Below are 25,879 nucleotides of genomic sequence, written 5' to 3' on the forward strand. Positions count from 1 at the left end.
TGCCGTATCGGCAAATCCGAGAAATGGCCGGATCTAGTCGTCCTCCGTCGGGCTGATGGCCTGCTCCCACCAGATGACCTTGCCCGCGGGGGTGTCAACGGGTGCCCCAGCGTTCGGCGAACTGGGCGACGAGGAACAGACCTCGGCCGGCTCCGCGTTCCCGGCGCGCCAGAAGTTGGCCATGCCGAGGACGACGCCGCGCGCGTGCAGCGGCACGGAGATGAGGGAGTGGATGCCGTATTCCATGACCTTCGCCCCGTGCTCGGGGTCCCGCTGCCGCCATTGCCGCGCCGCCGAGAGATCGGATTCCATCCAGGTGTGCCCCGCGCTCGTACCCACGGCTCCGGCGCTGGTGGGCGGGAGTTTCCCCGCGGCGTCGCGGCGTCCGGCACCGCCGCCTCCGGCGTTGTCGTCAGTCGCGAGGGCTCCGCCATCGCTCCCTCCTCCGCCTTGGATTCGACGGCACCGGACGCCGCTCCTTCTCCCGCGCTGGAACTCCAGACAGGACCTAGTGTTACTCCGCGTTAGTTCGTGGAGGGGTGTTGATCAGGCTGGCTGGTCGCCGAGGTAGAGGTAGCAGGCGCAGTCCAGGCAGTCCTCGGGGCTGCCGAAGGGCAGGCCGGTGGGCAGGATGTTGTCCTGGTAGGTGTTGCGGCTGGCCAGGTAGAGGGCGAAGCCCCAGGTGTGCAGGACTCCGGTGAAGCGCAGGCGACACAGGGGGATCTGCTCGCCGTCCTCCAACTCGCCGCTCACGTAAGCGAATCCGGTGCGGAAGCGGACCTCGACGCGGGCCAGTTGCGGCCAGCGGTCCTTGGCTCGGGCGTTCAGACGAACGCGCAGGTGGTGCTGCATCGAGTCGGGTGGGTTCTTCGGCACGGACCCCATCCTGCCCGGTCCGCAGGCTAGCCGCCATGATCATCGATCATGAACGTACGCAGGCATCCGGGCGGAGCGGTCGCGGCGGTGGCCGTCACCTTGGACGAGACCACGCACAAGGCCCTGGAGCAGTTGACGGCATCAGCGAAAGCCCAGGTCCGCGACGTTCTGCGGGCCAGGATCGTGCTCGCGGCCGCCGGCGGCCAGACCAACGCGGAGATAGCACGCGAGCTAAACGTCGCCATCAACACGGTGCGCAAGTGGCGCGGCCGCTTCGCCGAGCGCGGGCCGGACGGCCTGAAGGACACCGGGCGCCCGGGCCGGCCCAAGGTGTACGACGACCGGGTACGTGTGGCGATCGTGGCCGCCGCGACCAGCGAACCACCGCACCCGGCGGCCACCTGGACCCATCGGGCAATCGCCGAGCGGGTCGCCAGCACCGTCTTCGCAGCCGTCTCGCCCTCCCACATCGGGCGGATACTGGCGGACCTGGACCTCAAGCCGCACAAGGTCCGCAGCTGGCTCACCCGCCGCGACACCCCCGACTTCTGGCAACGCGCCGAGCACATCTGCGACCTCTACCGCAACCCGCCCCAGGACGCGGTGCTGCTGTCGATCGACGAGAAGACCGCGATCGCCGCCCGCTCCCGCAAACATCCCGGCCGCCCCACCACCCCAGGCCAGGCAGCCCGCCAGGAGTTCGAGTACGTCCGCCACGGCACCGCCTCCCTGGTTGCCGCACTCGACGTGCGCACCGGCGAGGTCCTCACCGAGGTGATCGCCCGCAACAACGCGGCGACCTTCACCGAATTCCTCGACCGGATCAACGCGCTCATCCCCGACAGCACGGACATCCACGTGGTGCTGGACAACGGTTCTTCGCACACCGCCAAGCACACCAAGGCATGGTTCAAGGCCCATCCACGCTGGACAGCGCACTTCACCCCGCCCCACGCCTCGTGGCTCAACCAGGTCGAGCTGGTCTTCTCCGCCCTGACCCGCAGCGTCCTGCGGCACGGCGACTTCGCCGGCCGCGATGACCTCATCGACAAACTGGACAGCTACATCATCAACCGAAACAAAACCGCGAAGCCCTTCCGCTGGACCTACGACGGCACCCCACTCAAGGAAGCAGCCTGACAACACCCCTCCACGAACTAACGCGGAGCAGCACTAGAACCCGCCCCCGTCGAACCCTCCGCCGCCTCCGAACCCTCCGCCGTCGCCGAAGCCGCCGAAGTCCGAGGAGCTGAAGTCGGAGCCCGAGACGTCACCGCCGCTCCACTCGCCCCCGGAGCCGAAGTCTCCGCCGCCGTACTCGGCGGCGTACGCGGGGGTCGCGAGCATCGAGCCGAGCATCGTGCCCACCAGCAGGCCCGGCAGCAGTCCGCCGCCGAAGTAGCCGCCGGCCCAGGGTCCGTACGCCGGTCCCGCCTCCCAGTACGGGCGGCGGCGGCCGTCCCCGACGTCGACGGTGCGGCTCATCGGGTCCTCGCCCTCGCGCAGCCGGACCTCGTCCGCGCCGCAGACCGGGACCTCACGGGCGGAGCCGCCGGACGGCGTCCACCGGACGTCGGCGACCGCGGGGCCGTGGCGGGGGTCGAAGAAGCAGGGCGGGCGGCGGGCGGGGAGTTCCGCCCCCGTCCTGCGGGCCTCCAGGACGGCGAGGGAGTAGCGGCCGTCCTCCAGGGCCTGGGTGACGCCGCGCACCTCGGAGGGGTGCCGGGCCCGTTCCATCCTCGTCTTCGCGCTCTCGTACGAGTCGAGCGCGCGCGTGTAGTCGGCGCGCATCGTGTCGTCGGCACCCGGTTCGGCGGGGTGGAAGTCGAGTCGCTCCAGCGTTTCGCCGTACGCGGTGATGTCCTCGTCGACGACCACTCGGAGCTTGTCGAGGGCGGCCCGCTCCTCTTCCTCCTTGCGGCGACGGTTGCGGCGGACGACCGCGTACGCGCCGGCGCCGCCTGCCACGGCCACCGCGCCGAGCACGACCAGGCCGGTCGCGGAGGGGGCTGCGCCGTCGTCAGCGGTGCCGCCGGACCAGGAGGCGGGTGCGTTGCCCCGGGCCTGTTCGACGGCTTGGTCGACGAAGGCGTTGAGCTGCGTCGCCGCGTCCGCGCCCGCGTCCTGGGTCTTCACCGAGGCGACCAGGTTGTCGACGGCCCGGACCGGCATCACGCTGCTGTCGGCGCCGGCGTCGAAGCCGTCGCCGAGGCGGACCGCGTAGAGACCGGTGATCCCGGTGTCGTTGCGCAGGTTGGCGAGGAGTCCCTCTTCGGGGAAGTCGGAGGACTGTGGCAGGACCGCCACGAACACCGGTTTGTCGGCGTCCTTTATCTTCTTCTCCAGGGCGTCCGCCTCGGACGCGGAGAGCTGGCCGGCCGCTGCCGGGTCGACGTACACCGGGCCCTGGCGCAGTGCCTGGGCGGCCTCGTCGATCGTGGCGGGGGCGGACGGCGCGGCGTGCGCCACCGCCAGCACGGCCGCCGAAAGCATCAGCAGCAGGCAGGACCACAGGAGCGCGAACAGCCTCTTCCGCATACTCCGAAAGTAACCCAAGTGGGCGACAAACGCGTCGCCCACTTGGGGATTATTTGTCCGATTACGTGACTAGGCGGCGCGATAGGCCGCGCGGAGCTTTGCCACGGCCCCGGTGAGATCACCGGAGAGCAGCAGGTGGTCGGCGTCGGCGAACGGCTTGGACACCGCCGCGGTCAGCCCGCCCTTGGCCTTCTCCTGCACCAGCAGCCTGGCCGCGTCCACGATCGCCTTGCCCTGCGGGGTCTTCCCCAGGCCCGCCTTCTCCGCGGCGTGCGCGGCGACGGCGAGGGCGGAAAGGGTGAGTTCGCCGCCCGCGGGAGCCTTCTTCAGCGTGGTCAGGCCCCAGCCGTAGGGGAACTGCGGGTCATAGGCCGCGTCGCCGACGTTGACCGGCAGCTGCGACTCGGACTTCGGCCAGGTCACCGGGAGCTGCCCGGTGAAGGCCCGCTTGCCGTACAGGACGTCGGCCACTCCGTCGCCCTCGGTGCCCGGCAGCCAGGAGGCCACGAGCGCGTCCATGGCGCCGAGCCGGTCGCCGATGAGCTGGGGGCGCCCGGAGACGACCAGGACGGCGCACTTCATGGCGGCGCAGACCGTGTCCACGGCTGCCCGGTCGGCGGCCGTGAGCTCCAGGTCGTGGCCGTTGCCGACGTCACCGATGCCTTCGGCGTACGGGGCCTCCCCGACGACCACCACTCCGACGTCGTAGCCGTCCATGGGCGCCGAGGCGTCCTTGGAGTAGGCGACGGAGGCCGGGTCGGCGGCTGCCTTCCTCATGCCTTCCAGGATCGTCGTCCCCGTGGTGGTCCTCCCCGAGGCACCCTGCCAGCTGACGGTCCAGCCGCCGGCCTGGTTGCCGAGGTCGTCGGCGTTGGATCCGGCGACGTACACCTTCTGGGAGGGCCTGACCGGGAGGACCGCCCCCTCGTTCTTCAGGAGCACCTGGGACTTGGCCGCCGCCTCGCGGGCGACTGCCCGGTGTGCGGCGGAGCCGACCTTGTCCAGGTTGGCGGGGTCGGCGTACGGCTTCTCGAAGAGCCCGAGCCGGAACTTCTGGGTCAGGATGCGGGAGACCGCGTCATCGATCCGGGCCTCGCTGATCCGGCCCGCGGCGACCTCGTCCCGGAGCGTCTTCGTGAAGTCCTGGTACGCGGTCGGGACCATGATCATGTCGAGCCCGGCGTTGACGGACGTGCGGACGTCACTGGCGTAGTCGCCGGGGATCTGGTCGATGGCCTGCCAGTCGCTGATGACGAAGCCCTTGAAGCCCATCCGGTCCTTGAGCACGCCGTTGATCATCTCGGCGTGCGCGTGCATCTTCACCGGGCCCTCGTCGTCGCCGATGATGTCGAGCGAGGAGTAGGACGGCATGACCGTGCCGACGCCCCTGTCGACCGCCTCGGCGAACGGCGCGAGGTGCACCGCCTCCAGTTCCTCGCGGGTGACCTTCGTGACGCCCTGGTCGATCGTGTACGCGCCCGTGGTGGAGGAGCCGAACTCCGTACCGCCGTCACCGACGAAGTGCTTGGCACTGGCCAGCACCTTGTCGTCGCGGTCCAGGTCCTTGCCGGACGGGCTGCCCTGCATGCCCCTGATCACCGTCTCCATGGACTCCACCAGGGCGGGGTCCTCGCCGTACGCCTCGTAGGAACGGCCCCAGCGCTCGTCGCGGGTCACGCAGACGCACGGGGCGAAGTCCCACGGGATGCCCGTCGCGCGGACCTCGCCGGCGGTGACGGCGCCGGTCTTCTCGGCCAGCTTCGGGTCGCGGCCCGCACCGATGCCGATGTTGTGCGGCATGATCGTCGAGCCGATCACGTTGTTGTGGCCGTGCACCGCGTCCACGCCGTAGATCAGCGGGATCTGGAAGCGGGTGGCCTGCGCGCGCAGCTGGTAGGCGTCGACCATCTTCGCCCAGGCCGCGGCCGTGTTCGGGGTGGGTACGGAGCCACCGCCGGAGAGCAGCGAGCCGAGGTCGTACGCGGCGATGTCGCCCTGCGACTTCAGTGCGTTGCGCTCGGCCTGCGTCATCTGGCCGGCCTTCTCGGCGGGCGACATCCGCGACACCAGGTCGGCGACGCGCTTCTTCACCGGGAGTCCGGCGTTCTGGTACGGGAGTCCGTGGGCGTCGATGACGACCTGCGGGTTCTCCTTGGGCGGCTTGGCGCCGGTGACGGTGAGTTCGACCGGGACGGTCTCCGCCGACTCGGCGTCCCCGTCCTTCGCGGTGGCCACGGCGATCGTGTGCGAGGTGCCGGAGGCGGTGCCCGCCGGGAAGGTGTGGGTGCCGGCGACCGGGGTGTAGTCGGCTCCCGATGCGCTGCCGCCCTTGGTCGTGTACGCGACGGTGACGGGCTCCCCGATGGGAAGTGAGCCGGTGGTGGCGACGGAGATCTCGATGTCGGCGGTGGCCCCCTCCGTCACCGGGTGCACGGCCGAGTCGATGACGACGCTCGACTTCAGTGCCGGGTCGGGCTTCCCGTACAGCTCGACGCCGTCCATGGCGAACGCGCCGGGGGCGCCGGTCGGCAGCGTGAGGGCGTAGCCCCACATCTCGTTCAGCCCGAGGACCTGGTCGATGCCGCCGACGGGCTGGTAGTCGGCCCGGTAGACGAAGTCAGCGAACGGGATCTCGACCTGGTGCCAGCCCTCCCAGTCGTCGGTGAAGGACGTGGTCCACAGCTCGGACGCACCGCCGTTGGCGCCGCCGTCCTTGATCTCGAAGTTGACGCGCTTGCCCGAACCGGGCGGCAGGGGCGCGGTGTTCTGTCCGTACCACCAGAAGCGGATGCCCTTGTGGGTGGTCCAGTTCTTCGGCGGCTGGTCCACGGCGAACTCATGGCTGAGTCCGCCCCAGGCGCTGATGTCGTAGGTGCCCCGCAGGACCTTGGCGCCCTCGGGGGCGTCGGCCCGCTCCTCGAACTCCAGCGTCGGCCGGTCGTCGGCGTCGCCGCCCCAGGTGAAGAGTGAGTCGGCGGGCGGGTTGCCGAACGGGACCTCGCCCTCGAACCGGTCGACGAGGACCGGCGCGGGTTCGTCTCCCTGGGCCGCCGCGCTGGGGACGGCTCCGGCGAGGAGTCCGGCCAGGACGGTGACGGCGGCGAGCGCCGCGGTGGCCGGTCTCGCCCTGTGGCGGGTGCGGGTGTGCGGGGTGCGTGACATTGCGGCTCCTGTGACGACTGCGGGTCCGGGAAGTGGGGAGTGCGGAGGAGGAGGCCGGGAACGGCCGGTCCGTCAGGGCGCCGAACGGCGCACGATCAGTTCGGTGGGCAGGACCACCGGTTCGTCCGGTACGGCGGTGCCACCGAGGTGTGAGAGAAGCATTCGTGCCGCCGTCTCACCCATCTGCCGGGTGGGCTGGCGCACGGTGGTCAGCGGCGGTTCGATGTGCCGGGCCACCGGGATGTCGTCGAAACCGACGACCGCGATGTCGTCCGGAACGCGGCGCCCCGCAGCGTGCAGGGCCCTCAGCGCGCCCACCGCGCTGATGTCGTTGTGCGCGAACACCGAGTCGAATTCCGCTCCCGAGGCGAGCAGTTGTTCCACAGCGAGACGGCCGCCCCGCTCGGTGAAGTCGCCGTGCGCGACGAGGCCGGTGGGCAGGACCGAACCGAATCCCCGCATCCGGTCGCGTACACAGCCGAAGTCCTGGGGCCCGGTGACGACCAGCGGCCGAGTGCGCCCGGAGTCCCGCAGATGGCGGGCCGCCGAGGCACCTCCCTCGTAGTTGGTCGTCACGACGGAGGGGAACGCGGGGTGGTGGCCGCGATCGTCGATCAGCACGATCGGCAGGCCCGCGCGGTGCAGCGCGGTGAGGTGGCCGAGGGTGTTCTCCGGTTCGACGACGACGAGTCCGTCGAAGGCGCGCGCCGACACCTGGCCGGTGAACCGCCGTACGGACTCCGCGCCTCGGTTGCAGGTGAAGAGCAGCAGTCCGTAGTCGGCGGCCTCGACCGTGTCGACGACTCCCTGGAGCAGTTCACCCATCCACGGCCAGGTCAGCGAGGGCACCAGCATCCCGACGGTGCGGCTGCTGCCGCGGGCCAGCCCGACGGCGCCGGAGCTCGGTACATAGCCGAGTCCCGCAATCACTTCCCGAACGCGGTAGGCCGTCGAACGGTCCACGTCCGCCTTGCCGTTGACGACCCTGGACACCGTTGTCTTGCTGACGCCGGCCGCGCGGGCCACATCGGCGATGGTGACACGCATCGTGGCCTCCGGAGTCAAGGCGGGGCATGACGGAGCGGGACGTACCGGGCGGGTACGGCGGTGTCCGGTACCGGTTCCACAACTGCGGCCGGAACCGGTTCCGGCGTCGCGGCTGGAGTTAACCGCGCCGAAAAGGTGCCGTCAATACTTCACGCCGAGATTGGTCCGTACCCAATCCCTCACCTGGCCGGACGCGCCGTCCGTTCGTTTTATGAACGTAGGACGAGCCTATTGACGCGGACACGTGAAGGCGGTTGAGGCAGCAGCCATGATCCGTACCGGCAGAGCAGCGAGGGACCTTCTCGCCACGGCGCTCGCGACCGCAGGTCTGGCCGGGCCCTCCTCCGGTACCGCACGGGCCGCCGGGGAGAGCGTGAACATCGCGCCGACCACCACGGACGGCTCCGGTGGCCGCCATGTCACCCGTGGCCTCCAGGCCCAGACGCCGATCGCCTTCGGCCCGGGGAACGGCGGCCGGGCACGAACATCACGGTCGACGAGAACACCCGCCAGTTCCGGGCCGGACCTCGGCGACGTTCACCTGGTCGGGCACCCCGTCCGGCTCGACGGACAGGTCGGGTGCCCTCACCGGCATCGGCGGGAAGTGCCTCGATGCCACGGGTGACAGCGCGCGGACGGCACGGCCGTCCAGATCTGGGACTGCACCGGTGCGTCCAACCAGCGCTGGACGGTGGCGGGCGACGGCTCGGGCCGGGCGCTCGGTGCCTGCCTGGACGTGACCTCGGGTCCGACGGCGAACGGGGCAGATCTGGACCTGCACCGGAGCCGCCGACCAGAAGTGGCGGCTCCGGTGAGAAGGGCTCCGATGAGAAGGGCTCCGGTGAGAAGGCCCTAGTCGAGAGGCTCGACGCCGGCCCGCAGCAGGCCGTACGTGTACGCGTCCTCCAGCGACTGCCAGGAGGCCGCGATGATGTTCTCGGCCACGCCCACCGTCGACCAGTCACCGGCTCCGTCACCCGTGGTGATCAGTACCCGGGTGGTGGAGTCGGTGCCGGTCGTACCCTCCAGGATACGGACCTTGTAGTCGACCAGCTCCAGTTTGGCGAGCTGCGGATAGATCCGCTCCAGGCCGACGCGGAGTGCCCGGTCCAGTGCGTTGACCGGGCCGTTGCCCTCCGCGGTGGCGACGATGCGTTCGCCCTTGGCCCAGAGCTTCACGGTCGCCTCGTTGGCGTGCGTGCCGTCGGGGCGGTCCTCGGTGATGACCCGCCAGGACTCCGTACGGAAGTAGCGGCGGGCCCGGCCCTCGACCTCGCTGCGCAGGAGGAGTTCGAAGGAGGCGTCGGCGGCCTCGTAGGTGTAGCCATGGAGTTCGCGCTCCTTGACCCGGGCGACGACCCGGCCGACGAGCTCGCGGTCACCCCCGAGGTCGATGCCGAGCTCCTTGCCCTTGAGCTCGATCGAGGCACGGCCCGCCATGTCGGAGACGAGCATCCGCATGGTGTTGCCGACGAGCTCCGGATCGATGTGCTGGTAGAGGTCCGGATCGACCTTGATCGCGGAGGCGTGGAGGCCGGCCTTGTGGGCGAAGGCGGAGACACCCACGTAGGGCTGGTGGGTGGAGGGCGTGAGGTTGACGACCTCGGCGATGGCGTGCGAGATCCGGGTCATGTCGGCGAGCGCGCCCTCGGGGAGGACGGTCTTGCCGTACTTGAGTTCCAGGGCTGCGACGACGGGGAAGAGGTTGGCGTTGCCGACCCGCTCGCCGTATCCGTTGGCCGTGCACTGGACGTGGGTGGCACCGGCGTCGACGGCGGCGAGGGTGTTGGCCACGGCGCAGCCGGTGTCGTCCTGTGCGTGGATGCCGAGGCGGGCCCCGGTGTCCGCGAGGACGGTGGCGACCACGGCCTGGATCTGGGCGGGGAGCATGCCGCCGTTGGTGTCGCACAGGATGACGACGTCGGCGCCCGCCTCGGAGGCGGCCCGGACGACGGCCTTGGCGTACTCGGCGTTGGCCCGGTAGCCGTCGAAGAAGTGCTCGCAGTCGACGAAGACGCGCCGCCCCTGCGCGCGGAGGTGGGAGACGGTGTCGCGGACCATCTCCAGGTTCTCTTCCAGCGTGGTGCGCAGGGCTAGTTCGACATGGCGGTCGTGGGACTTGGCGACCAGCGTGATCACCGGCGCACCGGAGTCGAGGAGCGCCTTGACCTGTGGGTCGTCGGCCGCGCTGCCGCCCGCTCTGCGGGTCGCGCCGAACGCGACCAGCTGGGCGTGGGCGAAGTCGATCTCCTTCGCGGCGCGGGCGAAGAACTCCGTGTCGCGCGGGTTGGCCCCCGGCCAGCCGCCCTCGATGAAGCCGACGCCGAAGTCGTCCAGGTGCCGGGCAATGGTCAGCTTGTCCGCGACCGTCAGGTTGATGCCTTCACGCTGTGCACCGTCGCGCAGTGTGGTGTCGAAGACATGGAAACTGTCGTCGGTGGCCGTGGCCTTGGTGGTCATGCTGTCTGACTCCTGTCGGATGAGTGGATCCGGACGATCGGGCTCCACTTGCCCCCATCATCCCGCGCGCGCCGCCCCGGCCGGGGTGAGGGCCGAAAAACGAAAAAACCTCTCGCGGGTGCGAGAGGTCTGCGCGCGGGTCTGGGGCACGGTGGCCGCGCCGTACATGGTGGTACGGGGCGATCACTGCGGACCGGCGCGCCTGTTGCCAATAATCATGACGAACGAGGACACGCTCGCAGTCTTGCACAGCGCCGGCCACCGCCCCCGGCCCGTCTCAGAATGCGGTCGTGACGTCCGTCGCGGCCGGCTCGTCCGGATTCACGGCGCGGGCGGCGGGAACAGCGCGTCGCGCAGGAACTCCCGCACATGGGAGAGGACCTGCTCCCGCCCCGTACCCGGTATGCCGACGGCGACGTGGACGCTGAACCCGTCGAGCAGGGCCCGCAGCCGGGCGGCGAACCGGTCGGGGTCCACGGCACGGAACTCGCCGCGCGAGATCCCCTCGGCGAGCAGCGCCACCAGGTCGCGGTGCCAGGCCCCCTCGATCGCGGCCTGCCGTCCGCGCGCGTCCGCGTCGGCGTCCTGTGAGCGGTTCCAGACCTCAAGCCAGAGCGTCCAGTGCGGGTCCCGCGGCCCTTCGGGCAGGTAGAGCTCCACGTACGCGCCGAGCCGCTCGGCGGCGGGCGCCTGCCCGGACAGCAGGGCACCGCGCTCGGCCCCGAGCCGGCCCTCGCTCCACTCCAGGGTCTGCAGGAGCAGTTCGTCCTTGGTACGGAAGTAGTAGAGAAGGTGCCCACTGCTCATTCCGACCTCGCGGCCGAGCCCGGCCATGGTCAGCCCGTCGAGCCCGCGCTCGGCGATGGTGGCCATGGCCGCGACGAGCACGGACTCCCGGGGCGGGGCGATGTTGCGCCGGCGGGCGGGTGGCGGGGTCATGCGGCGGCCGGTGCGCGGAGCATCTCGTTCACCCGTACGTTCTACCGGATCCGGGACTCAGCCGTGCACGGCCGGCTGCTGCTGGGTGATGCAGTGGATGCCGCCGCCGCCCGCGAAGATCGTCCGGGCGTCGACCAGCTCGACCGTGCGGCCGGGGTGGAGACGGCGGAAGATGTCCGCGGCCTGCTCGTCGCGGGGGTCGTCGAAGGCGCACAGCACCACTCCGCCGTTGCAGAGGTAGTGGTTGATGTAGGAGTAGTCGGTCCACTCGCCGTCCTCGTCCCGGACCACTGTCGGGGCCGGGACCTCGACGACCTCCAGGGGGCGGCCCTTCGCGTCCGTCTGCGACCTGAGCATCGCCACGTTCTCCCGGCAGAGCGCGTGGTCGGGGTGGGACGGGTCGGGCTGGGTGTGGGCGACGACCACCCCGGGGGCCGCGAAGGCGGCGACGATGTCGACATGGCCGAGGGTGCCGTAGCCGTGGGGCGGGTAGTCGCCGGTGAGGCCGCGCCTGAGCCAGATCGCCTTCGTGGTACCGAGCTTGGCGTGGATCTCGGCCTCGGCCTCGGCCTTCGTCCATCCCGGGTTGCGCTCGGCGCCCAGCTGCACCGTCTCGGTGAGCAGGACCGTTCCCTCACCGTCGACGTGGATGCCGCCGCCCTCGTTGACCAGGGGCGAGCTGTGCACGGGGACGCCCACGAGGTCCGCGACATGGCGGGCGATCTTCGCGTCGTGCTCCCAGGTCGCCCAGTCCTGGGCTCCCCAGCCGTTGAACACCCAGTCGACGGCCGCCAGCCGGGTGCCGTCGGTGACGAAGGTGGGGCCGATGTCGCGCATCCAGGCGTCGTCCAGCTCACGTTCGACCACCTCGATGTCCGGGCCGAGCAGGCCGCGGGCCTCCTCCGACTGGCCGGGGCCGGTGACCATGGTCACCGGCTCGAAGCGGCGTACGGCTCGCGCGACCGAGGCCCAGGCCTCGCGGGACTCGGCGAGGTCGTCACCGGAGAAGGTGACGTTCGGGCCCGGCCACGCCATCCAGGTCCGTTCGTGCGGGGCCCACTCGGGCGGCATACGGAAACTCATGTCGTCGTACTCCAGAGTGCGGTGTTCTAAAGGAAGTAGAGGCGGTTCAGGGAGACCGATCCGGCCGGTTCGGAACGCATCGGGGCACCGTCCAGCGTGACCAGACCGCTCTTCGCGTCCACCCCCACCGCACCGATGCGGGAGTTGAGGCGGAGGTCCGCTGGACCGATCCCCCGGGTGCCGCGCACGGCGACCCTTCGGCGCCGGGTGGGCATCAGGTCGGAACCCAGGTCGGTCGCGGCCTTGGCCACGAAGGCCACCGAGATGTCTGCGGGTGTCGCGCCGTACCCCCCGAACAACGGTCCCAGGACCAGCGGTTCACAGGTGTCGGTCGCGGCGTTGGGGTCGCCCGTCACCCCCCAGGCGGGGAAGCCCGCCTTCAGGACCATCTGCGGCTTGGCCCCGAAGAACTGCGGCTTCCACAGCACGATGTCGGCGAGCTTGCCCACCTCGATCGAGCCGATCTCGTGCGCGAGGCCGTGCGCCAGGGCCGGGTTGATCGTCAGCTTCGCCATGTAGCGCAGTACCCGGGCGTTGTCGTCGTGCGGACCGTCGCCCTCCAGGGGCCCCAGCTCGGCCTTCATCTTCCCGGCCATCGCGAAGGTACGGCGTACGGTCTCGCCCGCACGCCCCATCCCCTGCGCGTCCGAGGAGGTGATGCCGATCGCGCCGAGGTCGTGCAGCACGTCCTCCGCGCCCATCGTGCCCGCCCTGATCCGGTCCCTCGCCATGGCCGCGTCGCCGGGCAGGTCGGTCTTGAGGTCGTGTACGGAGACGATCATTCCGTAGTGCTCGGCCACCGCGTCCCGGCCGAAGGGCAGCGTCGGGTTGGTCGAGGAACCGATGACATTGGGCACGCCCGCCATCTTCAGGACGTTCGGCACGTGTCCGCCGCCGCACCCCTCGATGTGGAACGCGTGGATCGTCCGGCCGTCCAGGACGCTCAGGGTGTCCTCGACGGACAGGCACTCGTTCAGCCCGTCGCTGTGCAGGGCGACCTGTACGTCGTGCTCCTCGGCCACGCGCAGGGCGGTGTCGAGCGCACGGGTGTGGGCGCCCATGTCCTCGTGGACCTTGAAGCCGGACGCACCGCCCTCGGCCAGCGCCTCCACCAGCGGTGCGCCGTCGGACGACGAACCGCGCGCCAGGAAGCCGATGTTGACCGGCCAGGCGTCGAAGGCGCCGAAGGCGTGGCGCAGCGCCCACGGCGAGTTGACTCCGACACCCCACACCGGGCCGAACTCCTGGCCGATGACGGTGGTCACGCCGGAGGCGAGCGAGGCCTCCATGATGCGGGGCGAGAGCAGATGGACATGGGTGTCCACGGCGCCGGCCGTCGCGATCATGCCCTCGCCCGAGACGATGGTGGTCCCCGTGCCGACGACGACGTCGACACCGTCGAGGGTGTCCGGGTTCCCGGCCCGGCCGATCGCGTGGACACGGCCCTCACGGATACCGATGGAGACCTTCCGGATGCCCAGGACGGCGTCGATGACCAGCACGTTGCTGATGACGACGTCACAGGTGTCGCGTACGGCGGCGGCCTTCAGATGCAGCCCGTCGCGCGCGGTCTTGCCGAATCCGGCGAGGAACTCGTCGCCGTGCCGCTGAGAGTCCGATTCGACGCGCACCACCAGGCCGGAGTCACCGAGGACGACCCGGTCGCCGGCGCGCGGTCCGTGGACCGAGGCGTATTCGCAGGGGTCCATCAGACGTCTTCCGCTCCGAGATAGCCGCAGGCCGCCGCACGCCGCAGGGCCTCTTCCTTCGCGCCGGGCGCGTCCAGCGGGCCGTCGACGAGACCCGCGAAACCGATCGCGATCCGCGCGCCGCCGATCGGCACGAGGCCGACCTCGGCCCCGCCACCCGGGTCGAAGCGGACCGACGATCCGGCGGGCACCGACAGCCGCATTCCGTAGGCCGCGGCCCGGTCGAAGTCGAGGCGCGGGTTGGCCTCGAAGAAGTGGAAGTGCGAGGTGACGCTGACCGGGACGGTCGCGGTGTTGCGCACGCGCAGCCGCAGCGCCGGTCCGGGCTCGGCGTGCGGTGCGGCGGGCAGTACGGCGCCGGGCGCCCCGTCACCGAGACCCCCGCCCCCGATGGGCGCGGACACGACCGCCAGCCGGGAACCGTCGTCGAAGACGGCCTCCACGTGGACCTCGGTGACCACGTCCGCCACGCCGGGCAGTACGTCGTCGGGCCCCAGGACGGCCCGTGCGGCCTCGATGGCCTCCGCGAGCCGCCGCCCGTCGCGGGCCGCCTCGCAGACGGTGTCCGCGATGAGCGCGGTCGCCTCGGGGACGTTGAGCCTCAGCCCACGCGCGCGGCGCGCCCGCGCCAGTTCCGCGGCTCCGAAGAGCAGCAGACGATCGCGCTCGGTCGGGGTCAGTCTCATGACACCACACCTCCTGATTAGAGCGACACTCTAACCATGATTGTCACGCACTGAAAGCCTTGATGCTGCTGTTGTGCGTTCACTTTGAGCAACACTCAAATCCAAGTGCGGGCCCGTGGGCAGGAAGGGACCCGCCCCCGGATACGGCTCAGGCGCCGTACGGGCTCGTACGGCGCCTGAGCGGCTGGACCACCCGGACTAGCCGAGGGGGTGCATCCAGCCGTGGGTGTCCTCGGCGATGCCGCGCTGGATGTCCAGCAGGCGGTCGCGCAGCTTCATGGTGACCTCGCCGGGCGTGCCGTCGCCCTGGACCCACTCGCCGTCGGCGGACTTGACGGTGCCGACGGGCGTGATCACGGCGGCGGTGCCGCAGGCGAAGACCTCGGTCAGGGTGCCGTTCGCGGTGTCGGCCTTCCACCGGTCGATGGAGACGCGGCCCTCCTCGGCCCCGTAACCGAGGTCACCCGCGACCCTCAGCAGCGAGTCGCGGGTGATGCCGGCGAGCAGCGAGCCGGTGAGCTCGGGAGTGACGATCCGCGTCGTGCCGTCCTCCTGCCCGTACACGAAGTACAGGTTCATGCCGCCGAGCTCCTCGACCCACTTGTGCTCCACGGCGTCGAGGTAGGCGACCTGGTCGCAGCCCTGGGCGGCCGCCTCGGCCTGCGCCAGCAGCGACGCGGCGTAGTTGCCGCCGGTCTTGGCGTCCCCCATGCCGCCGGGAACGGCGCGGACGCGGTTCTCGGAGAGCCAGATGGAGACGGGCTTCACGCCGCCGGGGAAGTACGCGCCGGCGGGCGAGGCGATGACGATGAAGAGGTACTCGTTGGCCGGCCGGACACCGAGGCCGACCTCGGCCGCGATCATGAACGGGCGCAGGTAGAGGGACTCCTCGCCACCGTGCTCCGGAACCCATGCCTTGTCCTGCTGGACGAGGGCGTCACAGGCCGCGATGAACGTCTCGACCGGAAGCTCTGGCATCGCGAGCCGGTCCGCGGACCGCTGGAAGCGCTCGGCGTTGGCCTGGGGGCGGAAACTGGCCACCGTGCCGTCGGGCTGACGGTACGCCTTGAGGCCCTCGAAGATCTCCTGCGCGTAGTGCAGGGTCATGTTGGCCGGGTCCATCGACAGCGGGCCGTACGGGACGAGCTGGGCGTCGTGCCAGCCCCTGCCCTCGGTCCACCTGATCGTCACCATGTGATCGGTGAAGTGGCGGCCGAAACCGGGGCTGGCCAGGACCGCCTCGCGCTCCGCGTCGGACAGCGGGTGCGAGGAGGGCTTGAGCTCGATCGTGGGCGTCGTCATGAGTGCGTGTCCTTCACCGGTCTTGTGTGTGATGGACCGCGCTACGCCCGCTCCCGCCCGACGGATGTCGGACAGGCCTCGGGACGTCCGGACATTGCCGCGAGCCACGGCCCCGCGTTCGATTATCTCCCGGGGGTGGCCGTGCGCGAAATGACGTGATTGCGGTCCAGGGTCGATGGTGGCACCCGGAGACCGCATTGGAGAAGCCGCCGGGTGCGTTGTGACCCGGCGGCTTCGAAGTGGAGTCGTCGGGTCAGCTCGCTACTCGTACCGCGAGGGCGTCGCCGATCTCGTCGGTCGTACGGGTGGTGACCCCGTCGCGCCCCGCGAGATCCGCGGAGACGGCGTCCTCGATGCGCACGGCCTCGGTCTCGTAGCCGAGGTGACGCAGCAGGAGGGCGACGGAGAGGATCGTGGCGGTCGGGTCGGCCTTGCCACTGCCCGCGATGTCGGGGGCGGAACCGTGGACCGGCTCGAACATCGACGGGAACGTGCCCGTCGGGTTGATGTTGCCGGAGGCGGCCAGGCCGATTCCGCCGGTCACGGCGGCGGCGAGGTCCGTGAGGATGTCACCGAAGAGGTTGTCGGTGACGATGACGTCGAAGCGCTCCGGCTGGGTGACGAAGAAGATCGTCGCGGCGTCGACGTGCAGATAGTCGGTGGTGACCTCGGGGTACTCGGCCGCGACCCTGTCGAAGATGTTCTTCCACATGTGGCCCGCGTACACGAGGACGTTGTTCTTGTGCACCAGCGTCAGCTTCTTGCGCGGGCGGGCCTTGGCCCGCTCGAAGGCGTCACGGACGACGCGCTCCACCCCGTACGCGGTGTTGACGCTGACCTCGGTGGCGACCTCGTGCTCCGTACCCGTACGCAGCGAACCGCCGTTGCCCGTGTACGGGCCCTCGGTGCCCTCGCGCACGACGACGAAGTCGATGTCGGGGCGTCCGGCGAGCGGGGTCGCGGTGTTCGGGAAGAGCTTCGACGGGCGCAGGTTGATGTAGTGGTCGAAGGCGAAACGCAGCTTCAGCAGGAGCCCTCGTTCCAGGACGCCGGACGGCACGGACGGGTCACCGATCGCGCCGAGCAGGAGGGCGTCGTGGCCCTTGAGCGCTTCCAGCTCCGCGTCCGGGAGGGTTTCACCGGTGCGGTGCCAGCGCTGGGCGCCAAGGTCGTACTCCTTGGTCTCCAGCTTCACATCCTGCGGGAGAACAGCGTTGAGGACCTTGAGTCCCTGGGCCACGACCTCCTGGCCGATACCGTCACCGGGGATCACTGCGAGATTGATGCTGCGAGACATATCGGCACCCTACTGTTCGTCCCAGCCCATGACATCCGCTGTCCATCATGCGGACGGCGATGCCATGGGGCACGGGCGCGTCGCGGCCCTCAGTGGCCGGTGGATCCGCCGTTGTCCCTGCGGTCGAGGGCCCTCTGGAGCGCGGCGGCGGCATTGCGACGCTCGGACTCCGTGGGGCGGTGGGTGCGACGGACGCGGCGGACAGTGGTCTCGGCCATGATGGATCGACTCCTTGAGATCGCGAGGATTTCGAGATCGAGATTCGAGATCGGGATTTCGAGGTGCCGGAAGGGGCGGGGAGCGTGCCGCAGGGGTTGCCTGCTTCGGGGCACGCGCTCACAACCGCCAGTCGCTCGATCGAGCGAGTCGTTCGGCTTCTACAAAGCTAGGACAGGTGGGCCGTTCTGTCTCCACAGTTACTCGGACTTCCTACTATCTGAGACGGGCGCGTCGAAACCGGAGGCTCCGAACTCCTGGATGCCGACCACCCGGAGCAGGCGCAGCCGCTCGTACGTCTCGCTGCCGGGGCTCGCCGTACGGATCACCAGCCGCTGCCCGCGGTCGGCGGTGAGCAGGACCTCGCAGCCCAGTTCGAGAAGGCCGACCAAGGGGTGCGGAAACCGCTTGGTCCCGGCGCGCCGTACCGCCACCCGGTGCTCGGTCCACAGGGCGTCGAACTCCTCGCTCGATGCCCGCAGCTCCTTGACCAGCGCGGCGAGCGGCGCGTCCTCGGGGCGGGCGGCAAACACCGCGCGGAGCTGCGCCACCTGCGTACGGGAGTGGGCGGCGTGGTCCTCGGGCGGGAAGACCCGCCGTACGGCCGGAACGGTGAACCACTTACGGGTCATGTTCTCGCCGGCTCGATCTCGCCGCCCAGGGCGACCGCCATCGCGTTCTGCGCAAGCAGCTCGCCACGGTCGCTGCAGACCTGCGCCGGTGCGTCGTGCAGCCGGTCCAGGACCAGCAGGAGGCCGGGGCGCACATGCTGCGTGGGGCCGTGGCGGGCCCGCGGCGGCTCATCCCCCGCCAGGTGGAAGAGATGGTCCCGCTCGTCCTCGCTCAGCCGCAGCGCAGGCGCCAGCGCGGAGAGCGTCTGCCGCGAGGGGCGCGAGCCGCGGCCCTGCTCCAGGCGCGTGTAGTGGTCCGCGGACGCCCCGGTGAGCTGGGCGACCTCCTCCCGTCGCAGTCCGGGAGTACGCCGCCGGGTGCCGGCCGTCTTGTCCTCAGTCGCCGGACGGGCTCGGTTGAGGCTGACGGCGTTTTCGCCCGACGCGCGTGCCGGCTCAGGGACAGGTCGACACCGGCCAGATCAAGCCCGTCCGGCGATCGAGGACAGAACTGTTCGCCGGACGGGCTTGTCGTCAGGGGGAAGGTCAGTACACCGTGACCCCGTACGCGGCCAGGGCCTCCTTGACCGGCTGGTGGATCGCGGAGCCGCTCGTGCCGGTGCAGCCGGAGCTGCCCGAGTGGATACCGAGGGCGACGGAACCGGCGAAGTGGGCGCCGCCGCTGTCGCCGCCGGCCGAGCAGGCGGTGGTGCGGACCATGTTGTAGACCGGGCCGTCGCCGTAGTTGACGGTCACGTTGACCGCGGTGACCGTACCGCTGGTGACCTTGGTGGTGGAGCCGCTCTTCCTGAGGGCCTGGCCCACGACCGCGTCGGCGGCGGAGGCGATGTCCTGGAAGCTGCCGTTGTAGAGGTTGACGTTCCCCGCGGGCGCGGAGCCGTCGGTGTAGCGGACGATGCCGTAGTCGTTGGTCGGGAAGCTCGTGCCCTCACGGACACCGATCACCGCTCCGCCGGAACTCGCGGACCAGTTGGCCGAGATGTTGGTGCAGTGGCCGGCGGTCACGAAGTACCGGGCGCTGTTCTTGGTCACGTTGAACGCGGCCGAGCAGCGGCTCCCGCCGCCGTAGATGGCGCTGCCGCCCGCGACCTCGCGGTGGAAGACGCCGGGCACCCTGGTGATGCGGACGGCCCCGTCGAGCCGGTCGGCGACGGCCTTGATGCGGGCCATCTCCCGTACGGAGACCGACTCGTCGGCCTCCAGCGCGACCTGGTTGGTCCGGGGGTCGATGCCCCAGGAGGTGCCGGTGATCTTCGCACCGGCCTCCAGCGCGTCCATCGCGGCGCCGAGATCCGCCGCGCTGCGCGTCACCCGGCGGGCGGTCGCCCCTGCGGAACGGGCCTGTTCGGCGGCGCGGTCGCTGGTGACGGTGACGACGAGGCCACCGGTCCTCGCGTCGAGGTAACTGCCCGCGCTGTCCGCTCCGAGCTGCCGTTCGAGTGCGGCGTCCAGGGCGTACGGGGCCGGGGCGGGGGTGGCGCTCGCGGCGGGAACGGCCTCGGCCCCGGCGGGGGTCGCGCCGAGGCCGAGGGTCGCGCCGACGAGCAGGGAAACGCCGATGCGCGCACGAAGGGTGCGTCTCATGGGGGAGCTCCTTCTCGGATGACGTGTGGGGACGTACGTACCGAGCAGGAATTTGACATGCCCATTACCTCTACCGCAAGGGCGCGTGGCTGGATCCGGCGGTCGCGGGGACCCGGGCGCACATGGAAACCGCCCCCCGGCCGGCTGGGGGGCCGGGCGGGGGGCGGGACTCGTGGCGGGGCTTGCCTGCGCGGCGCCCCGGGCGGATCAGCCCTGGTGGGGGTAGGTGTAGTCGGTCGGCGGGACCAGCGTCTCCTTGATGGCGCGGGTCAGCGTCCAGCGCTGCAGGTTCTGCGGCGCACCGGCCTTGTCGTTCGTACCCGAGGCACGGCCGCCGCCGAAGGGCTGCTGGCCGACGACGGCGCCGGTCGACTTGTCGTTGATGTAGAAGTTGCCCGCGGCGTAGCGCAGCTTCTCCATCGTGCGGGCGGCCGCGGCGCGGTCGTTGGAGATGACCGCACCCGTCAGCGCGTAGTCGGACGCCGACTCCATCTGCTCAAGCATGGCGTCGTAGTTCTCGTCCTCGTAGACGTGGATCGCGAGGATCGGCCCGAAGTACTCGGTCGTGAAGACCTCGTTCGACGGGTCCGAGCAGGCGATGACCGTCGGGCGGACGAAGTAGCCGACCGAGTCGTCGTACGTGCCGCCCGCGATGATCGTGCAGCTCGGGTCGGCCTTGGCACGGTCGATCGCGGCCTTGTTCTTCGCGAAGGAACGCTCGTCGATCACGGCGCCGATGAAGTTCGACAGGTCGGTGACGTCACCCATGGCGATGCCGTCGACCTCGGCCGCGAACGCCTCCTTGAAACCGGAGTTCCAGATGGAGGCCGGGACGTAGGCGCGCGAGGACGCCGAGCACTTCTGGCCCTGGTACTCGAAGGAGCCACGGGTCAGCGCGGTCTTCAGGACGGCGTGGTCGGCGCTGGGGTGCGCGACGACGAAGTCCTTGCCGCCGGTCTCGCCGACCAGTCGCGGGTATGTGCGGTACTTGGCGATGTTGTTGCCGACCGTCTTCCACAGGTGCTGGAAGGTCGGGGTCGAACCGGTGAAGTGGATACCGGCCAGATCGCGGTGGTTCAGCGCCACCTCGGAGACGGCGATGCCGTCACCTGTCACCAGGTTGATGACGCCCTTCGGCAGTCCGGCCTCCTCCAGGAGCTGCATCAGCAGCACGGCGGCGTGGGTCTGCGTGGGGGACGGCTTCCAGACCACCACGTTGCCCATGAGGGCGGGGGCGGTGGGCAGGTTGCCCGCGATGGCCGTGAAGTTGAACGGCGTGATCGCGTAGACGAAGCCCTCCAGCGGGCGGTGGTCCATACGGTTCCACACGCCCGGCGAGTTGGCCGGGGGCTGCTCGGCGAGAATCTGGCGCGCGTAGTGCACGTTGAAGCGCCAGAAGTCGACGAGCTCGCAGGGAGTGTCGATCTCGGCCTGCTGCGCGGTCTTCGACTGGCCGAGCATCGTGGAGGCGGCCAGCGTCTCGCGCCAGGGGCCGGCGAGCAGCTCGGCGGCGCGCAGGATGATCGCGGCGCGGTCGTCGAAGGCCATCGCGCGCCACGCCGGGGCGGCGGCGAGAGCGGCGTCGATGGCGTCCTGCGCGTCCTGCCGCGTGGCGCCGGCGAAGGTACCGAGGACCGCCTTGTGGTTGTGCGGCTGCACGACGTCGAAACGCTCACCGCCACCCATCCGCTTCTCGCCACCGATGGTCATCGGCAGGTCGATGGGGTTCTCGGCGAGCTCCTTGAGCTTCACTTCGAGGCGGGCGCGCTCGGGTGATCCGGGGGCGTAGGAACGGACCGGCTCGTTGACCGGCGCGGGGACCTGGGTAACAGCGTCCATGAGTGCCTTGTCTCCTTGTATCAGCGGGTGGGGGTCAGCCGGGCAGGTCAGCCCTTGGTGAGGATGGAACGGCCGAAGAACAGCAGGTTGGCCGGCTTCTCCGCGAGACGGCGCATGAAGTAGCCGTACCAGTCGGTGCCGTACGCCGTGTAGACGCGCATCCGGTGGCCCTCGGCCGCGAGCCGGATCTGCTCGTCGCTGCGGATGCCGTACAGCATCTGGAACTCGTACTCGTCCAGTTTGCGCCCGGCCTTGCGGCCGAGCTCCTGGGTGATGGCGATGAGGCGGGGGTCGTGGGACCCGATCATCGGGTAGCCCTGGCCGTCCATCAGGATCTTGATGACGCGGACGAACGCCTTGTCGATCTCGGCCCTGTCCTGGTACGCGACGGAGGCGGGCTCCTTGTAGGCGCCCTTCACGATGCGGACACGGCTGCCGGCGGCGGCCAGCCGGCGGGCGTCGTCCTCGGTGCGGAACAGGTACGCCTGGATCACACAGCCGGTCTGCGGGAAGTCCTTCCGCAGCTCCTCGTGGATGGTGAACATCGAGTCGAGGGTGGTGTGGTCCTCGGCGTCCAGGGTGACCGTGGTGCCGATCACGGCGGCGGCCTCGACGACGGGGCGCACATTGGCGAGTGCCAGCTCGTGGCCGCCGTCCAGGGACTGGCCGAACATCGACAGCTTGACGGACATCTCGGCCTTGGTGCCGAGGCCCAGCTCCTTGAGCCGGCCGATCAGCTCCAGGTAGGCGTCCCGCGCGGCGGCGGCCTGCTCGGGGGTGGTGATGTCCTCACCCACGACGTCGAGGGTGACCTCCAGGCCCTTGCCCGCGGCGTCCTTGACGATCGGGACGACCTGCTCGACGGTCTCACCGGCGATGAACCGGTCGACGACCTGCTTCGTGCCCGGCGCTGCCGAGATGAAACGACGCATCGTGTCGCTGCGTGACGCGGCGAGAATCACGGGACCCAGCACGGGGCACCTCCACGGAATGAACGAACGAAGGCTGTAGAGGCACGAAGCGACACGGACCGGTACAGCACGGAGAACCACCGTGAAATCTAAGGATCCCTCCGATCCTGTGCCATCGACACCTGTCACGCATCTGTGGCCGGTACCTCAGACATATGTCTGAAGGGGTGCGAGAATGAGGGGGTGAAAGGCGATTACCAGGAGCTGGTCGACGAGATCTCCGCGCTGCTCGGCGCTCCGGCGGTCCTGGAGAACCGGGACTTCGGCCTGGTCGCCTTCGGTGCCCACGACAGCGACGACGACACCGCGATGGACCCCGTCCGCACCCGGTCGATCCTGACCCGGCGCTCCACACCGGCGGTCCGGGCCTGGTTCGAGGGCTTCGGCATCGCCCGCGCCACCGGCCCCGTCCGTATTCCGGCCGCCCCGGAGGCCGGTGTCTTCCGGGGCCGCATCTGCCTTCCGGTACGCCATCGGGGCGTCGTGCTCGGTTACGTGTGGTCCCTCGAAGCGGACCCCGGCCCGACGGACGACCAGCTGACGGCGGCGATGGACGTGGCCTCCCGGATCGGGGCGCTGCTCTCCGACGAGGCGCGGGCGGGCACGGACCTGTCCCGGGAATTCGGTGCGGTCCTCACGGCGGAGCGCGGCTGGCAGCACGACATGGCGGTGGCCGCGCTGCGCGAGGCGCTCGGCCCGGACGCGGACGGCCTGCACACGGTGGTGTGCGTGAACCCGTGGGCGGACGAGACCCCTTCCGTACGTACGGTGCCGTCGGCGGCGGCCCTGTCCACGGTCGCGAACGCGGCGGGAGGCGCCGCGCCGACGGGCGCACCCTCGCCCGAGCAGGCTCCCGCCTCGGGCACGGTGTCCCTGGCGGCGCTGGTCAGGCTGCGCTCGCCCGACGTCCTGGACCCGGCGACGACGGCGGCGGACCGGTTGCGCTCCGCCGCCGGACCGGGAGCCACGGCCGGAATCGCGGTCCCCCGGCGGGGCCTGGCGGAGCTGTCCGCCTCCTGGCACGAGGCCGTGTCCGCGTCCCGCGCCGCCACGGCCGAGACCCGCTTCGGGAAGGTCGCCGACTGGCGGGCCATCGGCCCGTACCGGCTGCTGACCTCGCTCCCCCGGCCCGTGGACGCCGCCCCCGACCCCGCTGTGCGCACCCTGCTGGCCCCGGCCCACAGCGAACTGGCCCGCACCGCCGAGGTGTTCCTCGACTGCGCGGGCCAGGCCGGCCGGACGGCCGCCGAGCTCGGCATCCACCGGCAGACGCTCTACTACCGGCTCTCCCGCGTCCACCAGCTGACGGGGCTCGACCTGAACGACGGCGAGGACCGGCTGCTGCTGCACATGGCCCTGAAGGCGGCACGCCTGTGACGGACCCGCTCCGGGGCCCGCGTCCGGCCTGATCCGAACGAAGGCCCTAGGGTCCTGTCTGGAGTTCCAGCGCGGGAGAAGGAGCGGCGTCCGGTGCCGTCGAATCCAAGGCGGAGGAGGGAGCGATGGCGGAGCCCTCGCGACTGACGACAACGCCGGAGGCGGCGGTGCCGGACGCCGCGACGCCGCGGGGGAACTCCAGACAGGACCTAGCAGGCGTCGTCCTCCGGCAGCTCGACTATCGGCCGGTCGCTGACGGCGGCCGCCATGACCACGGGCGCGTCCCCGGCACTGTGCCCGGCGCTCACCGCCACCCACCGCTGTACGGCACCGGAGCCGTCGGCGCCCACCGGCCCCCAGACCGTCAGGTCGCCGTAGCAGTCCTGCGCCAGCAGGGCGTCGAACAGCGGCGGCAGGGCCGCTCCCCGCTGCTTCCGGAACAGCGGTACACGCAGGGCCACCCTGCGGTGGGCACCCCAGCGTCCGTCCAGCTCCCGGACGAGCGTGGCGAGGTGGGCGTCGGCGGCGTCCACGGCCTCGTTCCATCCTGGCCCGTACAGCCCGGTGAGCGGCTCGCCCTCCCACAGCGGCACGATCCGGAAGCCCTCGCCCCGCGTGGTGGTCCACTCCCCCGTGGCCGGATCGCCCACGGCCACGGTCGGCCCGGCCGCCGGGACCCGCGCGGCCAGCAGCGCGTCGACGTCGGCGCTCGCGCGTACGGTGTCGAACTCCTCCCCAGCCCTGGCGCTCACGGCGCGGCCCCCACCGGGCGCGGCAGCGCCTGGAGTGCCCCCGTCTCGCGCAGGCGCAGGTTGGCCCGCAGCACCGCCTGGACGTCACCGGGTGCGGCGATCTCCAGGAGTACGCCCTGGGAGCCCACCTCTTCGCGGGCGCCCGTGATGTCGTCGGGCAGCAGGGCGGCACGCGCCGAGGAGAGATAGCCGGTCCAGCCGACGGACGGCTCGTCGGGGGCGAAACCCCCTTCGTCCTCCAGGGCGTAGAGGACGTCGTCGTTGCTCACGCTCCCGAAGTCCGCCTCCCACACCTCGGCCACCGCCGTAAGAAGTGCGGCGTCGGGCACCTCCGCACCCTCGGGCGGCCGGATGCCGATGACGACTGCCTGGAGCAGGTACTCCGACGTACCGCCGGCCCGCCCGCTGACGTCGACCTTCCAGCCGGTCGCTCCCGCCGCGACGAACCGCATGCTGGTGCCCGTACGGTCCGACCAGCCGTCCGAGGCCTGGGCCGCGCGGACGGCGGCGAGCAGGGTCTCCTCGTCCGGCCGCAGGGCGGCGGCGGGCCCGGAGCCCGGCACGTTCCGCCAGGTCCCGTCGCGCCCGGCGCCTGCGCACACGTCCGGCAGCAGTACGTCCAGCCGGTCGAGCGTCTGCTTCCATCGCCGTGCCAGCGCCTCCGCGCACTCCTGCCTGGGACCCCAGAATCCCCGCACCGCACGCCGCATGCCTGCCTCCGTACCTCGCGCCGCTCTCTTCGTCGGTTCCGGACGCCTCGTCGGTTCCGGACGCTGTCACCCCAGGACGTTTCGCGCGCCCCCTGTCAGGAGACCCTGCCCTCCAGCACCGCCTTCAGTCCGTCGGTCAGGTCCTGCGCGGAGGGCGCGGACTCCCCGTCGGTCATCCACTGGACCATCACCCCCGTGAGCAGGGCCTGACAGAACAGCCCCGCGACCCGCGCCCTTTCGGGATCGGCTTCGGGGTCGATGCCCAGCATGGTCCGGGCGAGACCGTTGCGCGCGTCGCCCTGCGGGCCCGCCAGCGCCTTCCGGAGGGCGGGATCGGTGTCGATCCGCGAGATGACCTCCAACTGGAGCTGCCAGACGGCACGGGTCTCCCCGTAGGAGCCGATGACCCGCTCCCAGACCTCACGGAACTGCCCGAACGGGTCCTCGGGCGCATCGGCCGCGGTCTTTGCGCCGAGCCGATCGGGCGCGTCCGTGGTGGTGTCGCCCCACTCCTCCGTCACCTGGAGGAAGGCCAGGTCGAGCAGCGCCTCCTTGGAGCCGTAGTGGTAGCCGATGGAGGCGAGGTTGGTGCCGGAGGCGGCCACGATGTCGCGTGCCGTCGTCCGGGCGTACCCCTTCTCCAGCAGGCAGCGCTTGGCGCCCTCGAGCAGATCCTCACGGTGTCCCATAAACGCAGCG

Annotated in this window: 21 protein-coding genes and 2 pseudogenes; 3 read left to right on the forward strand and 20 right to left on the reverse strand. The window is 70.9% G+C overall.

All coding sequences use genetic code 11. The annotated features are described in order from the left end of the window. Positions 1-33: 33 nt before the first annotated feature. A pseudogene (locus F0344_RS36760) lies at positions 34-226 on the reverse strand (hypothetical protein); the annotation flags it as partial. A gap of 320 nt (positions 227-546) precedes the next feature. Then, positions 547-876 carry a hypothetical protein gene (locus tag F0344_RS09125; protein WP_185297068.1) on the reverse strand — a complete coding sequence of 110 codons (330 nt, stop codon included), beginning with the start codon at positions 874-876 and terminating at the stop codon, positions 547-549. A 48-nt stretch (positions 877-924) separates the two neighbouring features. Between F0344_RS09125 and F0344_RS09130 the strand changes: the two genes are divergently transcribed. Further along, positions 925-2,016, forward strand: coding sequence for an IS630 family transposase (locus F0344_RS09130; protein WP_185297067.1), 1,092 nt, complete (start codon positions 925-927; stop codon positions 2,014-2,016). 33 nt (positions 2,017-2,049) lie between these two features. Here F0344_RS09130 and F0344_RS09135 read toward each other — a convergent pair whose 3' ends face one another. The 3 genes from F0344_RS09135 to F0344_RS09145 all read right to left on the reverse strand — a co-directional run bounded on the left by F0344_RS09135 (position 2,050) and on the right by F0344_RS09145 (position 7,623). Beyond that, positions 2,050-3,414, reverse strand: a complete 1,365-nt coding sequence (locus tag F0344_RS09135; RefSeq protein WP_185298297.1) for a hypothetical protein — start codon at positions 3,412-3,414, stop codon at positions 2,050-2,052. Positions 3,415-3,483: 69 nt separating this feature from the next. Further along, the gene (locus F0344_RS09140; RefSeq protein ID WP_185298298.1) at positions 3,484-6,576 is read right to left on the reverse strand and encodes a glycoside hydrolase family 3 N-terminal domain-containing protein; all 3,093 of its coding nucleotides are present in this window, start codon (positions 6,574-6,576) and stop codon (positions 3,484-3,486) included. A gap of 72 nt (positions 6,577-6,648) precedes the next feature. Then, positions 6,649-7,623, reverse strand: coding sequence for a LacI family DNA-binding transcriptional regulator (locus tag F0344_RS09145; RefSeq protein WP_185298299.1), 975 nt, complete (start codon positions 7,621-7,623; stop codon positions 6,649-6,651). Positions 7,624-8,275: 652 nt separating this feature from the next. Between F0344_RS09145 and F0344_RS36765 the strand changes: the two genes are divergently transcribed. Then, positions 8,276-8,479, forward strand: a complete 204-nt coding sequence (locus F0344_RS36765) for a hypothetical protein (RefSeq protein ID WP_374940147.1) — start codon at positions 8,276-8,278, stop codon at positions 8,477-8,479. On the opposite strand, the gene cimA is transcribed toward F0344_RS36765, so the two are convergent. The 12 genes and pseudogenes from cimA to F0344_RS09205 form a co-directional block, all read right to left on the reverse strand. Further along, complete coding sequence (cimA, locus tag F0344_RS09155) at positions 8,476-10,083, reverse strand: citramalate synthase (protein WP_185298300.1); 1,608 nt, start codon at positions 10,081-10,083, stop codon at positions 8,476-8,478. The two genes, F0344_RS36765 and cimA, sit on opposite strands and share 4 nt — an antisense overlap. 321 nt (positions 10,084-10,404) lie before the next feature. After that, on the reverse strand, positions 10,405-11,022 hold the full coding sequence (locus tag F0344_RS09160) for a TetR/AcrR family transcriptional regulator (protein ID WP_185298301.1): 618 nt from the start codon (positions 11,020-11,022) through the stop codon (positions 10,405-10,407). A 57-nt stretch (positions 11,023-11,079) separates the two neighbouring features. Further along, the gene (locus F0344_RS09165; RefSeq protein ID WP_185298302.1) at positions 11,080-12,105 is read right to left on the reverse strand and encodes an agmatine deiminase family protein; all 1,026 of its coding nucleotides are present in this window, start codon (positions 12,103-12,105) and stop codon (positions 11,080-11,082) included. Between the two features lie 26 nt (positions 12,106-12,131). After that, positions 12,132-13,814: an urease subunit alpha gene (locus F0344_RS09170; protein ID WP_185298303.1), complete on the reverse strand. Its 1,683-nt coding sequence runs from the start codon at positions 13,812-13,814 to the stop codon at positions 12,132-12,134. Next, entirely contained in the window at positions 13,814-14,500 is a 687-nt protein-coding gene (gene ureA, locus F0344_RS09175) for an urease subunit gamma (RefSeq protein WP_185298304.1), read from the reverse strand. The genes F0344_RS09170 and ureA overlap by 1 nt, the downstream gene beginning before the upstream one ends. A gap of 198 nt (positions 14,501-14,698) precedes the next feature. Beyond that, positions 14,699-15,802, reverse strand: coding sequence for a branched-chain amino acid aminotransferase (locus F0344_RS09180; protein WP_185298305.1), 1,104 nt, complete (start codon positions 15,800-15,802; stop codon positions 14,699-14,701). Positions 15,803-16,055: 253 nt separating this feature from the next. Continuing rightward, on the reverse strand, positions 16,056-17,099 hold the full coding sequence (locus F0344_RS09185) for a 3-isopropylmalate dehydrogenase (RefSeq protein WP_185298306.1): 1,044 nt from the start codon (positions 17,097-17,099) through the stop codon (positions 16,056-16,058). An 89-nt stretch (positions 17,100-17,188) separates the two neighbouring features. Beyond that, positions 17,189-17,317, reverse strand: a complete 129-nt coding sequence (locus F0344_RS35610; protein WP_258049799.1) for a hypothetical protein — start codon at positions 17,315-17,317, stop codon at positions 17,189-17,191. Positions 17,318-17,515: 198 nt separating this feature from the next. After that, a pseudogene (locus F0344_RS09190) lies at positions 17,516-18,342 on the reverse strand (helix-turn-helix transcriptional regulator); the annotation flags it as partial. Positions 18,343-18,472: 130 nt separating this feature from the next. Then, positions 18,473-19,531 (reverse strand): S1 family peptidase, encoded by a 1,059-nt coding sequence (locus F0344_RS09195; RefSeq protein WP_185298307.1) that lies wholly within the window; start codon positions 19,529-19,531, stop codon positions 18,473-18,475. A gap of 207 nt (positions 19,532-19,738) precedes the next feature. Further along, a complete protein-coding gene (gene pruA / locus F0344_RS09200; RefSeq protein ID WP_185298308.1) occupies positions 19,739-21,370 on the reverse strand; it encodes an L-glutamate gamma-semialdehyde dehydrogenase in 1,632 nt (543 codons plus the stop codon). A gap of 47 nt (positions 21,371-21,417) precedes the next feature. Beyond that, entirely contained in the window at positions 21,418-22,344 is a 927-nt protein-coding gene (locus F0344_RS09205) for a proline dehydrogenase family protein (RefSeq protein ID WP_185298309.1), read from the reverse strand. Between the two features lie 180 nt (positions 22,345-22,524). On the opposite strand from F0344_RS09205, the gene F0344_RS09210 reads away from it, so the two are divergent. Then, entirely contained in the window at positions 22,525-23,718 is a 1,194-nt protein-coding gene (locus tag F0344_RS09210; RefSeq protein WP_185298310.1) for a PucR family transcriptional regulator, read from the forward strand. 209 nt (positions 23,719-23,927) lie between these two features. Here F0344_RS09210 and F0344_RS09215 read toward each other — a convergent pair whose 3' ends face one another. From F0344_RS09215 to F0344_RS09225, 3 genes are all read right to left on the reverse strand, one after another. Continuing rightward, positions 23,928-24,470, reverse strand: coding sequence for a hypothetical protein (locus tag F0344_RS09215; RefSeq protein ID WP_185298311.1), 543 nt, complete (start codon positions 24,468-24,470; stop codon positions 23,928-23,930). Continuing rightward, positions 24,467-25,180, reverse strand: coding sequence for a hypothetical protein (locus F0344_RS09220; protein WP_185298312.1), 714 nt, complete (start codon positions 25,178-25,180; stop codon positions 24,467-24,469). The genes F0344_RS09215 and F0344_RS09220 overlap by 4 nt, the downstream gene beginning before the upstream one ends. A gap of 95 nt (positions 25,181-25,275) precedes the next feature. Continuing rightward, a complete protein-coding gene (locus F0344_RS09225; protein WP_185298313.1) occupies positions 25,276-25,869 on the reverse strand; it encodes a TetR/AcrR family transcriptional regulator in 594 nt (197 codons plus the stop codon). Positions 25,870-25,879 lie beyond the last annotated feature (10 nt).

The organism is Streptomyces finlayi (assembly GCF_014216315.1).
Lineage (GTDB): Bacteria > Actinomycetota > Actinomycetes > Streptomycetales > Streptomycetaceae > Streptomyces > Streptomyces finlayi_A.